General features: G+C 48.1%; 10 protein-coding genes. 4 read left to right on the top strand and 6 right to left on the bottom strand.

Annotated elements, in window-relative coordinates; translation table 11 throughout:
- Positions 1-110: 110 nt before the first annotated feature.
- The 6 genes from MHI06_RS03465 to MHI06_RS03440 all read right to left on the bottom strand — a co-directional run bounded on the left by MHI06_RS03465 (position 111) and on the right by MHI06_RS03440 (position 9,119).
- On the bottom strand, positions 111-1,040 hold the full coding sequence (locus MHI06_RS03465) for a tyrosine-type recombinase/integrase (RefSeq protein ID WP_340400431.1): 930 nt from the start codon (positions 1,038-1,040) through the stop codon (positions 111-113).
- Positions 1,041-1,198: 158 nt separating this feature from the next.
- The gene (guaA, locus tag MHI06_RS03460; protein WP_169482713.1) at positions 1,199-2,737 is read right to left on the bottom strand and encodes a glutamine-hydrolyzing GMP synthase; all 1,539 of its coding nucleotides are present in this window, start codon (positions 2,735-2,737) and stop codon (positions 1,199-1,201) included.
- A 381-nt stretch (positions 2,738-3,118) separates the two neighbouring features.
- The gene (locus tag MHI06_RS03455; protein WP_340400430.1) at positions 3,119-5,482 is read right to left on the bottom strand and encodes a transglutaminase domain-containing protein; all 2,364 of its coding nucleotides are present in this window, start codon (positions 5,480-5,482) and stop codon (positions 3,119-3,121) included.
- Positions 5,469-6,728: a DUF58 domain-containing protein gene (locus MHI06_RS03450; RefSeq protein WP_340400429.1), complete on the bottom strand. Its 1,260-nt coding sequence runs from the start codon at positions 6,726-6,728 to the stop codon at positions 5,469-5,471. The genes MHI06_RS03455 and MHI06_RS03450 overlap by 14 nt, the downstream gene beginning before the upstream one ends.
- Positions 6,725-7,714, bottom strand: a complete 990-nt coding sequence (locus tag MHI06_RS03445) for a MoxR family ATPase (protein ID WP_340400428.1) — start codon at positions 7,712-7,714, stop codon at positions 6,725-6,727. Before MHI06_RS03445 ends, MHI06_RS03450 begins: the two co-directional genes overlap by 4 nt.
- A gap of 103 nt (positions 7,715-7,817) precedes the next feature.
- Positions 7,818-9,119: a polysaccharide deacetylase gene (locus MHI06_RS03440; protein ID WP_340400427.1), complete on the bottom strand. Its 1,302-nt coding sequence runs from the start codon at positions 9,117-9,119 to the stop codon at positions 7,818-7,820.
- A gap of 241 nt (positions 9,120-9,360) precedes the next feature.
- Between MHI06_RS03440 and MHI06_RS03435 the strand changes: the two genes are divergently transcribed.
- From MHI06_RS03435 to MHI06_RS03420, 4 genes are all read left to right on the top strand, one after another.
- Positions 9,361-10,005, top strand: coding sequence for a DedA family protein (locus MHI06_RS03435; RefSeq protein WP_169482718.1), 645 nt, complete (start codon positions 9,361-9,363; stop codon positions 10,003-10,005).
- A 165-nt stretch (positions 10,006-10,170) separates the two neighbouring features.
- A complete protein-coding gene (locus tag MHI06_RS03430) occupies positions 10,171-11,685 on the top strand; it encodes a spore germination protein (RefSeq protein ID WP_340400426.1) in 1,515 nt (504 codons plus the stop codon).
- Between the two features lie 21 nt (positions 11,686-11,706).
- Positions 11,707-12,909, top strand: coding sequence for a Ger(x)C family spore germination protein (locus tag MHI06_RS03425; protein WP_340400425.1), 1,203 nt, complete (start codon positions 11,707-11,709; stop codon positions 12,907-12,909).
- Positions 12,910-12,914: 5 nt separating this feature from the next.
- Complete coding sequence (locus tag MHI06_RS03420) at positions 12,915-13,151, top strand: hypothetical protein (protein ID WP_340400424.1); 237 nt, start codon at positions 12,915-12,917, stop codon at positions 13,149-13,151.
- Positions 13,152-13,166: the final 15 nt, after the last annotated feature.

The raw sequence follows: 13,166 nt of genomic DNA, 5'->3' as shown, positions 1-13,166 counted from the left end.
ACTTGTTACCATACATGACACTTTTAAAAATACATAAAATGCCGATATTATCATCTTGCAACATTGATAATATCGGCATTTTTCATTTTTCACTTATTGAGGTTTATTGCTTATATCCTTACCTTATTTAATGGACTATACACTTTCCCTATCTCCAATATGTCATGTTGCTCTAGCCCTCTCAGATATTTGGAAGTAATCTGCGTATCGAAGTGTCCCATTAGTCTACTTAAACTATATACATCTATCCCATTCTTTAATTGCTTCTGAGCAAAATAATGACGACAATCATGCGGTGAACACCGTACCTCCTTTCTTACTCCTGCTTTTTTACAATGCTCCTTTAGTATTTTATTGATACGAGAACGCGATAACCGCTCAGCAGATTGGTCTAGGAAATAATAATCCTCAATCTCGTCATCCAATCTGTGCTTAAAGCGTTCCTTCTTCGCTTCCTCATACTTCCGCATATACCTTCTCATTATCTTGCTAATGTAGATTAGACGCTCCTTAGAGCCTTTACCATGGATGAGAATGTGTGCTCGTGATACATCATCACTCTTGATATTACACAGTTCTGAAACACGTATCCCAGTATCAAATAGCATGATAAGAATTAACTTATCCCTTATATTAGAGTAGGTTACTTCATCCACATCATTGATGATACGCTTTACTTCTTCATCATTGAATGTGATGATTACCCGCTTCTCTTCCTTCAAGTTCTTAATTCTCCGCATAGGATTATCCTTCTCATCTATATATTCCTCATCAACAAGAGTCTGGAAAAAAACTTTGATTGTAGCGATATGACCGTTGATTGTAATATTGGCTTCTTTACCTCTACTCTGACAATGCTGAATGTATTTCTTAATATGCATTGAAGTCACGTCTTCGGCTTCCTCGATTTCTAGTTGCTCCTTAGTGAACTCCATCCAACGATGCAAGCGATACATACAACCAGTAATATATTCCTTTTTTCTACCTTGGATTTCTTGATTCAGCTTAAAGTCATCAATTAATTCATTGATTCTTGACATAAAAAAACTCCCCTCTATTTGTGAAATAACACAAATAAAAGAGAGTAATTTTTAAAGACCAATAGTTGCAGGTGAATGAAATGAAATTTTCAACCGTTGTCTACAAACCCTTATACAGTAAGGCTTTACAGTCATTAATCAATTGAAAACTACCCAGATCACTCCCACTCGATTGTTGCAGGCGGTTTCGAAGTTACGTCATACACGATACGGTTTACGTTATCGACTTCGTTAACGATCCGTACGGAGATTTTCTCCAGCACATCCCAAGGGATACGTGCCCAGTCCGCAGTCATACCATCGATGGAAGTTACGGCACGAATACCTACAGTGTAGGAGTACGTACGTGCATCACCCATAACGCCGACACTCTTCATGTTCGGCAGGGCTGTGAAGTACTGCCAGATTTCGCGGTCGAGACCGGCTTTGGCAATCTCTTCACGCAGGATGTAGTCTGAATCACGAACGATGGTGAGTTTCTCTTCAGTAACCTCCCCAAGAACACGGATCGCAAGACCCGGACCAGGGAACGGCTGACGGTGAACAATTTCGTCCGGCAGGCCACACTCGGTACCCACTTTACGCACTTCATCCTTGAACAGCGTGTTCAGTGGCTCGATCAGTTTAAAGTTCATGTCCTCAGGCAGACCTCCCACGTTGTGGTGGGATTTGATCGTCTGTGCAGTTGCTGTACCACTTTCTACGATGTCCGTATACAGTGTACCTTGCGCCAGGAATGCAAAGTCATCGAACTGCTTGGACTCTTCATCAAATACGTAAATAAACTCGTTACCGATGATTTTACGTTTTTGTTCTGGATCATCCACGCCAGCCAGTTTGGACATAAAGCGCTCTTGTGCATCAATTTTGACAACTTTCATGTCGAATTTGCCGACAAACGTCTCCATTACACTTTCTGCTTCGCCTTTACGCAACAGACCGTGGTCGATAAACATACATGTCAGTTGATCACCAATGGCTTTGTGAAGCAATGCAGCTACAACGGAAGAATCTACACCGCCGCTAAGCGCACACAGCACTTTACTGTCGCCAACTTTTTCACGAATGTCTTTGATCGTGTCATCGATGAATGTCTCCATCGTCCAGTTACCTTCGCAACCACAAACTTCGAACAGGAAGTTACGAATCATGTCGTTACCGCGAACAGAGTGACGTACTTCCGGATGGAACTGAACAGCATACAATTTACGCTCATCGTCGCTCATGGCAGCGATTGGCGCACTTTCCGTGCCTGCATCCAGTTTGAAACCTGGAGGAAGTGTAACCACGTGGTCACCGTGACTCATCCATACGGTATGTTCGCCTTCAATGCCTTTTGCCAGTGTAGAGCCAGCGGCAAACTCAAGGTCTGCTTTACCGTACTCTCGCTTCTCGGAACGTTCTACTTTACCTTCGAGTTGCTGGGCCATAAGCTGCATTCCGTAGCAGATACCAAAGATCGGCAAGCCTAGGTCATAGACAGCCGGGTCCACGTGCGGAGCGTTCTCAGCATATACGCTCGACGGACCACCCGAAAATACGATTCCTTTTGGTGCTATTTCTGCGATCTTTTCCGCCGGTGTATTATACGGCAAAAGCTCGCTGTATACGCCAAGATCCCGGATTCTTCTGGCGATTAACTGGTTGTATTGGCCCCCGAAGTCAAGGACAACCACAATTTCATTCTGCTTATTCATAACCGTGCCTCCCTCAATTCAATGAAGCTAATTATACGCAACGACAAAACATACCGTCAAGGAAAGGCGAAACTCCTTTTTTCGACATTTCAAAACAAGGGTTACCGAATACCTCTGAATATGAAATTTCGAATAGAAAGCTTGGCAGCAAGATGATGGTTCAAGTGTATGATCGTGGAAAGACGCCTCGTTCTCAGCATAGCGAGAAAGGCGTCTTATGTATGGCATGCAACGATCAACAAACACGGCACAGTAAACAATAGAATAGAGGCGCCAGTGATAATCATCATCCGTCAACAACCCGCCAAACTGTCTCGGAAAGCGATAGCGAGAGTTAACTAACGACAGGTTGTGTGGCGTCCTTGTTGTAACATCCTTGTGTTACAACGCCTGTAAGCGCTGGGCCAAACGAAGTGCCCGGCGCAGGAAGTCCAGACTGTCCGCGCGCAGCGGACGGTCTGGCCCGTACAGCAGCCGTTCCCAGTCGGCTGCAAACCGCGCGATGTCCGCGCCGTCCGCGCCTGCGGCCAATGCCGGTGACGCTGCATATTCACGCAGCGTCATACCCGGCGGCCGCGGGCCGTACCGGCGCGCGAGCGCGGTCCAGACCGGAGCGGCGGCGCCCAGCAGCCGCTCGCGGTCCGGGAAGCTGCTGCGTGGCCACGCCAGCAGCAGCCTGATCCGCAGCGCGGGGCGTAGCCGCCGCATGCGGACCAGAGCAGCGGCGCCCAGCAGGGCCGCTGCCACAAGCCCTGCCGCGAGCCATGGCTCCGCGGCAAGGGCCCGTGCGCGGGCGAGCAGCCATGCGCCCGCGTAACCCACTCCGCCGCCCATGTACGGCGGAGTCTCCGCAACAGGCTGCGGCCCGGCGAGCGCCGCGACATCTTCGCCCGCGCCTTGCGCCATGGTGAAGCCTGGCGTAGCCTCGAACGGCATCCAGCCTGCACCTGGAAAATACACCTCTACCCAAGAATGTGCATCTCCTTGGGAAATCATGTACTGACCAGGTATTTCCGGGTCAGCTACTCCAGGCCCAAAGCCTTTAACCCAGCGTGCAGGAATCCCCTCCGCACGAAGTAACACAATCATGGCTGTCGAGAAATGATTACAATATCCCTGCCGTGTGACGAATAGAAAATCGTCCACAAAATCTGTTCCACGCGGTGGCATACGGGTATCTAGCGTATATTCGGCATGTGCAGCCAGATAAGTCTTTACAGCCTGCACAGCATCATAACGGGTATCGCTCCCTTGTATGATTTCCTTGGCGAGACTCTGCACTCGACCAGGAAGTGTCGCGGGTAGTTGCAGATATGTCCTACGAATGGCTGCCGGATCTTTCTCTTTATTCGTTTCCCCAAGCAGACGTAACTGTTCCGGGGATGCCACAGAAACCATGACGTCTGCAGAATAATTTTTAACCATCTTATCGTTTCCGGAGCCTGCGAGCCACAATGTTGCCGACTCACGATTAGACAGCAAAGAAAGCATGTTCTCCTGATTATCCTTGTTCTTATCCTGGAACGATACGTCGACCGGTATGCCCCCGGTAAAGAGTGGATTCGGTCCTTTCCACTCTCGCTGCATCGTAACGGTTTGGCGAATGCGATTCCAAAAGGTTGGATTCTCCCATCCATCTGTGCGCAGCAATCCGGACGGACTCGCCGTCTCGAAGCTTTGACCAGGATCACTCCAGGTACTACCGTTATAATATGAACGAGTCTCTCCTCGCCAATACGTCACTTCCGGACTTTTCGCCGTAAAAAAGATGGAATTCCCCTGCACCAAAGGTGCTCCCATGGGCGCATCCGCTGTGCTATATCCCGTGACCGCCGTTGCAGCAGGGATACTATTGTTCTGCGTATAACCTGCCCAGCGAGCTAAGCGTTCACCCATCTTTTCTAGGGAAATGCGTTCCGGTTGAGGTATGGAAGCGAACTGACCGGGTAATGCAGAGAAAAGCACCATACCTGCGGAAGCCACAATGGTTACCACACTCCAACGGCCATAGGGACTGCTGCGATAACTCGGGGTAGTAACTCCCCCGTTAAGACGAAGTAGCTGAAGCAGAGCCTGAATAAGAAAAATCCATAGGACAGACCGTATCACTGAAGCATACACATCCAGCCCAGCAAAGGATTCGAGCAGAAGCAAATAGAGCAGCGTTGCACTGCAAAACAGCATAACGCTTCGACGGTGCAATACAAGGGATTGCACCGAAGCCATGAGCATGCTCCAGCCGCACATCATGAACAAACCTCTCGTTTCTGTACTAATCGAATGGAATCGCCAGTTATTCATATAAGTGTGCATATCCTCTGAAAGTATTCCCGGGTATGCAACTGCCCAACGGGCAGGATCACTTCCTCCGTACATCAGACATAGAGCAGCGAGTGCAATGAACAATCGGATCAGTACTCCCGTGACCCAGCCTGTACGAATTAACCCCGCGAGCAGCAAAGCTCCCGTTAATCCCGCCATCACGGACAAGAACCGTTCACTGCCCGGCTGATTCGATGACGTAACAGGATATATCCATTCCAGAGACAGTATGAGTAAAATGGCCGAAATAAAAATGTTGTACAGCACAGGTACTGCAACATGTCCTTCATCATTCAAATCGGTTACCAATGTCTTGTTCACAGCTTCATATACAGAATGGGCCGATTCTATTCTCAGACGGGCTGTCGACTCTTTGTCAGCCACAGTAGAATTCGGTCGATCATTTCCATTACGCTCCCACATCCGTTACCTCCGCCTTTCCCATTGAAGATAACGCATGGTCTGTAACCGAATGGATCGACACCCCGCTGTGACGAAGCTGCTCCACGCTCAAACTGTCATATTCCAATCCATTCATCAATCGATCCGTTGATCTTAACTGAGTCGCTTCAGTCAGCTGCACCTCTACGCGGTAACCCAACCCCATTGCAGACATGATCCATTCCGCCAGAGCCTGATCCAGCTTACCTGTGAGAACTACAATTTGCGACCCGCTCGCCAGTCTATCCAACATCTCCGTGCAAAGCGAAATAGAAACAGACTGTGCCTTGGATATTCGTGCCCCCGCAAGCTTGTCCAGTCCATGATTCTCATCATCTACATGGAATGGTCCCTGTTGCCAATGATCTTGTGCAGCGTAGCTCTCATTGCCGCCTTCCATCCACAGATGATAAGGGATGTCATCCCGTTCTGCCGTATGAATCCAGCGGGCAGCTGCACAAACCACACGTTCAAAGGCAGGTGAATCCATGATCTCCGCCTGTTTCACGTCGTAACCCGACGCGGCTTCATACACAAAGATGCCCAGCGAAGCTAAATCCGTGGTTTCGGGCAAAAAGGTCTGAAGTCGACCCGTTTTGGCTGTGCTTTTCCAATGAACACGTCCCAGCGGGTCCCCCGGCTGATATTCACGGAATTCAGGACTACGGTTTGCCTGGCTGTTTCTCCGTTCAGACAGCGTCCCTTCGATCATGGCTGCAGATTCTACCGAATCCCCTGTCCCCCAAGCCGTTGCTTGAGGAACAACAATCAAGGGCGTGTCGCCTGTGGTCTCTGCGGAGAGCGTATTCCAGCCAAATATATCCCCCCAGTACAATCTTCCTGTATTCCATCTGTAGACTCCTCTGCGTAAACCAGAACATTCATATTGATAGGTAAATTGACGACGTGTTCCCGGAAAAATCAATTTGCGATGAACACCTGCAGGGGTGTTTTCACACAGAACGATCCATAGCAATGGAATACGGCATTCGAATTCCAGCTCGACCAGAACCCGTACCCGCTCACCTGCCTCAATCCGGCTCGCGTGCATTTTCCGACGGATATTAATACGCCGTGGTCTGAACCAATGAAGAAGCAGACCTCCTGCGAACATCAAGAAAGCCATAATGGATAGAAATAACGCCGCTTTGCCCCCACGCCACTGATACAAGGAAGCGAAAGCCACCACCAAGGCAGCACTCAAAATCCGTTGTCCCAGCGCATTCATTGCCTACGTCCCCTTCCCTGTGATGCCATTTGTACAGGCACCGGGACCGATGACAATGCTTCTTCAATGACTTGTACTTGCCCCCAAATCTCCGCTCTGTTCTGAGCCTTCAATTGAATACGATGGGAAAGAACAGGCACAGCGACCTCTTTCACATCATCCGGAATGACATAACTGCGTCCTTGAAGGTAAGCATATGACTGCGCCGCAGCCATCCAGGCCAGTGTTCCACGCGGGCTGATGCCCAGTCTTACCGCCGGAAGGCTGCGAGAGGCCACAGCAACTGCCACCAGATACTGTTTGACGACCGGATCAACATGTACCTGTTTGACTTCACGCTGCATAGCTACGACCTCTTCCGCAAGCAGGACGGGGCGAAGATCATCAATCGCTTCTCTATTTTGCATGCGGGTTAACAATTCCAATTCCTGTTCCGGATCGGGATACCCCAGTCCAATCCTCATGATAAATCGATCCAACTGAGCTTCTGGCAGACGGTACGTACCCTCGAACTGTAACGGATTCTGTGTCGCCAGCAGAAAGAAGGGGCGTGGCAAGGCATAGGTTGTGCCATCAACCGTAATACGTCGTTCCTCCATTGCCTCCAGGAGGGCAGACTGGGTACGGGGTGAAGCCCGATTTATTTCATCAGCGAGGACGATGTTGGACATGACGGGCCCGGGCCGAAACTTGAATTCAGCTGTATGGGGTTGATAGATTGAAGTGCCCGTCACATCTGCCGGCATCACATCGGACGTGAACTGAATCCGCCCCATAGAGCAATCCAGCGCAGAAGCAACAGCACGAACCAGCATCGTTTTCCCGGTACCCGGCACATCTTCCAGAAGTACATGACCCCCACTAAGCATTGCAGTGAGGACATAACGAATCTCTTGTTTTTTGCCAATAATCACACTTTCAACACGCTTCATGACCCTGTTTAACAATTCAACCGCATGTTCATGTTCCATTCGAATATAAGACATTTCTCTCAATCTCCTTCCATCCATCGGCATTCCTGAGCCATAGTAATCTATGATTCAGTGTTGCCCGGAAGTAGAGAGAATAGTCCTGCAAGAATGACTTTCTTCAGATCATTTTATACTTAAATATGAGATTCATTGCCGAAATGGATATGGAAGAGCCTGCCTTCACCGTCCACTCTGCTTCATTACTGGTTAAGGAATTCACCCGTAATCCCATCTGCTCCAGCAACTCACGTAACGGAACCCAGATGGTTCCCCCCTGACTCTGTACTGCTCCCGTTTCTATTGCCCCTGTCGTTGTCAGCGTTCCACTCACACTGTCTGCATGAATCGTTCTTTCCTTCCATACAGCTGTGGCTGTCCTTGTTTCAGGATCCCAGCGAGTGCTGCCCCCGAATTTTTTCATAAACGTACGCAAAGGCACCATGATTCGCTGACCCTCCATGCGGAACTCACCCGGTTGCAAGGTAGCCGCAGCCAATCCCACCTCTACCTTCAGCTTCTTGCTTTCGAGCCACAACGTCGCATTCGCTTCTACATGTTCTGCGATCCAGGCCTTTCCTGGTGCCTTGCGGGCCTTATACTTACCATCTGGATGTACACGGAATTGAACCGGTTGATCCGTACTCTTCATCGTGTCAAAACGATATCCGTGATCACGATAATATTTGATAATACCCGGAAGTGCTTTGACCGTTTCCGCATGTGCACCTCCGTCATGCATCAGAACAATGACCGAACGTGCTCCCGCAGGTACTTTGGTCGAATTGCTGAGAATTTCTTTGGCCGGAACACCTTTGCGCTTGGAATCCCCACTGTCGACGTTCCAGTCCATGACCGTGTATCCGCCCAGTTGGAGCAAATCAAAATAACTCTGGTCAAAATGTCCATAGGTACCGCCAGGTGCTCGCAACAAATCCGGACGGAAACCGGTTATACGCTCCAGCACTTCCTCTGTCTGCTTAATCTGTTTCCAGAACACTTTGAAATCACTGTACAGCTGTTCGTATTGATGATTGAACGTATGATTGCCCAGAGCATGTCCATCCTCCACAAGCGCCCGGATTAACTCGGGATAACGCTCAGCCTGCTCACCCAGTACGAAAAATGTAGCCGGAACCTGCTCCTTGCGTAAAATATCCAATACTTCACGGGTATGGTTACCCGGTCCGTCGTCAAAACTCAGATAGACCACCTTATCTTGGGTATTCTTTTCTGCCGAGACAGGCTCATCTGAGCCGAAAGCAGAAGATGCGTTAGCCGTTCCTATATATGCAGCAAATGCACATAGTAATATCGCAATTCGTACTAGAATGACAGACCATTGTCCAGATAAAAACATATGTATAGGTGTTGCGGAGATTTCCCCTTTTTCCTTGATTCTGAATTCCGGTCTCTGTACCATTTACGAATCGACCTCCACCGTCTCTAGTAATTTGCTGATAGACTTCAGCAGATTTGTTAGAATTATATGGGGGCTTCATTGAAAAAAGACGCGATTTTGTTTAATAATTTTTCACAATTTGGTATGGAGCGTGATTGATTCTTCGCCTCGGATTAGGTAGCATAATGGACAGGCAGAACGTATTCAAAACACCTTGGAGAGGAATTAGGCTCCCACCCCGTCTTCAGGAGAGTGAAATCTATTGGAATTGCTTGAGAAGATCCAACATCTGTTTGGGTCCTACGGATACAGCGTCTTGTTTTTTGGCTTGTTGCTTGAATTCATCGCACTCCCCTTTCCGGGTGAAACGACGATGGCTTACGCAGGGTTTCTCTCGTACAAGGGACATCTCGATTTCGGAATCCTCACCATACTGGCGTTTCTAGGAACAACGATTGGCATGACCATCACTTATTTTATTGGTGCCAAAGCAGGCCTGCCCTTCATAACACGATACGGAAAGTGGTTTCTACTGAAGCAGGACAAGCTCGATAAAACACAAAAGTGGTTTGCCAAGTATGGTAATGCCTTGATCTTCATCGGTTATTTCATTCCGGGAGTAAGGCATTTCACCGGATATTTCGCGGGCATAGCCGCTGTTCCTTTTCGTAAATTCGCTCTCTACGCCTATTCAGGCGCGTTGTTCTGGGTCGTGCTATTTCTGGGTATTGGCAAAATATTTGGCCCCCAGTGGAATGCCGTATTCCATCTGGCACATCAATATGCAGCATATATCGTGGGAGGAATCGGCTTATTGCTCATCGCAGCCGTACTTTACCGTTACCGCAAAGCGTTGGCAGCGAGATCCGTATCCAAGCCTACCCCTGTTCGACAACGACAAAAATAAATTTAATCCAACGTCTATCTATAAGTAAGGAGCTGCGTGTCATCGCGGCTCCTTTTTTTGCGTTTATCCAAACGGAAGGAGCATCCATCATTCTTTTTTGTGATAATCCGAATTCATCCAGGTCATACTAACTTGCAAATATAGGGTGTATAGGGAGGTGAAGGTATGCGCGAATCGAAGCTGGACGGTCAAGATCACAAGCAAATCTCTCCGGATCTGCACGAAAATATGGAATACTGCAAGCAGGTGATGGGGAACAGCAACGACTTAATGATGCGCCCTCTCCAGTGTCTACATAAATGGCCTGCCGTCATGTTATACATCGATGGATTGGTGGACGTGCAGATTCTGAATCATTCCATCATGGAATCATTATTGCAAAAGCGTGATCTCCCTGAATTCTCCGCAGACGATGAACATCTCAGCTACCTTCAGAATGATATTCTGATCGCCAGTGATGTATTACTGGTGGATGATATGCAGGATGTAATGAATGCACTTCTTTCGGGATCAGCTATCTTACTTCTTGAAGGATCTGTACGAGGATTGAAGATTGGTGCAGCAGGCTGGGAGGATCGATCCGTTGGAGAGCCGGTCTCCCAAACCGTCGTTCGGGGACCGATGGAGGGCTTCAACGAAAACCTGCGGACCAACACCTCATTAATTCGCAAACGAATCCGCAATCCTCATCTCTGGATCGAAGAAAGAGAAATCGGTAAGGTTACCAAGACCCGAGTTGCTGTGCTCTATCTGGAACATATCGTGGATCAGGAAATTGTAGAAGAACTGGGTCGAAGGCTCGATGAGATCGATATCGACAGTATCCTTGAGAGTGGCTATATCGAGGAACTGGTACAGGACAAGACGGGAACGATCTTTCCCACGGTCTATAACAGTGAAAGACCCGATACCGTGTCGGCCGCTTTGCTTGAAGGGCGTGTTGCAATCATTGTGGACGGGACACCTTTTGTATTGCTTGTTCCCGCTTTGTTTGTTCATTTCTTTCAGTCTCCAGAAGACTACTATCAACGAGCCGATATCAGTACGCTGATTCGAATGATCCGATATCTAGCCTTTTTTATCGCCCTGCTCGCCCCATCCTTTTATATTGCCATTACCACTTTCCATCAGGAAATGTTGCCTACCAACCTGCTCATTAGTCTGGCAGCCCAGCGTGAAGGAGTTCCTTTTCCCGCCTTCATTGAAGCCATACTTATGGAGCTAACATATGAAATTTTGCGGGAAGCGGGCATTCGGATACCGAAAACGGTCGGTCAGGCCGTGTCCATTGTCGGAACGCTTGTTATAGGTCAAGCCGCGGTAGATGCGGGGGTTGTATCCGCTGCAATGGTTATTATCGTATCGATTACTGCGATATCCAGCTATGTCATCCCTGAAAATGGATTATCTATTTCTGTCCGTATTTTACGATTCGTATTAATGATTCTGGCAGCTGCCTTTGGATTCTATGGCATCCTGATTGTGCTGTTAATTACCGTGACCCACCTATGTAGCTTGCGTTCCTTCGGGGTGTCCTACATGTCTCCCTTTGCACCTTTTATTCAGAAAGATCTCAAAGACACGATCTTTCGTGTGCCCTGGTCCCATATGAAAACACGACCGCTCTCTACTAACACAACGAATGAAGTCAGACAGTCCACCAAAAAAACGAAGCGGTAATTCGGTAAGGAGTGCACCTCAATGAACAGATGCTTACGCTTAATTTTATCCTGTGCCATTCTGCTTCCTCTCCTTACCGGATGCTGGGATCGCCAGGAATTGAATGAACTTGGCATTATGCTTGGTCTCGGCGTGGACAAAGATGGCGACATGATCAAAGTAAGTGCTCAAGTCGTTGTTCCGAATGAGGTATCTTCCAAGGCAGGCGGAGGGAAAGGTACGCCAGTTACCCAGTATCAAGCATCTGCTACCACTTTGTTTGAAGCGATTCAGAAATTAACGGAGACCAGTCCACGCCGCATATTCATGGCGCATGTCCGTGTGCTGGTATTTGGCGAAGAATATGCCCGTAAAGAGGGAATTTACGATGTTATCGAAGCATTAATGCGTGAGCCTACAGCTCGACCTGATTATTACGTTATGGTGGCAAAGAATACAACGGCCTCCCATGTCCTTGATGTACTTACACCTTTAGAAAATATTCCTGCGGAGAAGTTGTTTAATTCTCTGGATGTATCCTCCAAGACCTGGTCCCCTACCACTACGGTAACCGGGGATGAATTAATGGAGTTCATGTTATCTCCCGGCATTCAGCCTGTCATTACGGGTGTAGAGATCCTCGGTAACCAAGAACAAAGTGGTCATAAGGAGAATATAGCCACCATCCGATCACCAGCACGCCTCAATACAACGGGACTGAGTGTATTCCATAAAGACAAGCTGATTGGCTGGTTAACGGAGGATGAATCCAAAGGATACAATTACATCCGGGACAATGTGCAGTCTACCGTCAGCCACCTGCCTTGTCGCAAGAAGGGCAACGTGACATTTAAGGCACTCCGCACAACAACGAAGAGAAAAGCCAAAATCGTAAACGGCAAGCCTGTTATCAACATTGATATCAAGAATGTCTCTTCCATCGGTGCAGTCGAATGTGACATCAAGATTGGTTCGATGAAAGTTCTCAAAGAACTGGAATCCGATAGTGAAGAGCGCTTAATTGAACTAATGCAGAAATCTGTCAATTCAGTAAGACGCAAATTCCATGTCGATATATTTGGTTTTGGACAGGAAGTGTACCATGCTGACCCCAAACTATTCAAAACGATGGAAAGTGACTGGGACAAACATTTTGAAGATCTGGATATCGAATACAAAGCCACTGTGCAGATTAAACGTGTGGGTACACTGGACGATTCATTCAAGAATGAAATGAAGGAGTGAGAGAAGTGTTGCTTACACTCGCGGTTATCATCGTAGCAGTGATTATTGGCTGGGTTGATCTGCCTGGTCTCATTCGCCGGAAGGAGTGGAGAGAAACCGCCGTATATAGTGCAATGCTTCTTACGGCTACAGTCTTCGGTGTCATAGCGTCCAATTTGTGGGAATTCCCCAGCCCACTCTATATCATTATGTGGATCTATGAGCCTGTGAACCATTTATTAGCACGTTTGACTGGAACTTAGAAGAGGGAGGAGGGT

Source organism: Paenibacillus sp. FSL H8-0079, from assembly GCF_037991315.1.
Taxonomy (GTDB): domain Bacteria; phylum Bacillota; class Bacilli; order Paenibacillales; family Paenibacillaceae; genus Paenibacillus.
The sequence above is the reverse complement of the archived record's forward strand: the minus strand, read 5'-3'. Positions and strand labels throughout refer to the sequence as shown.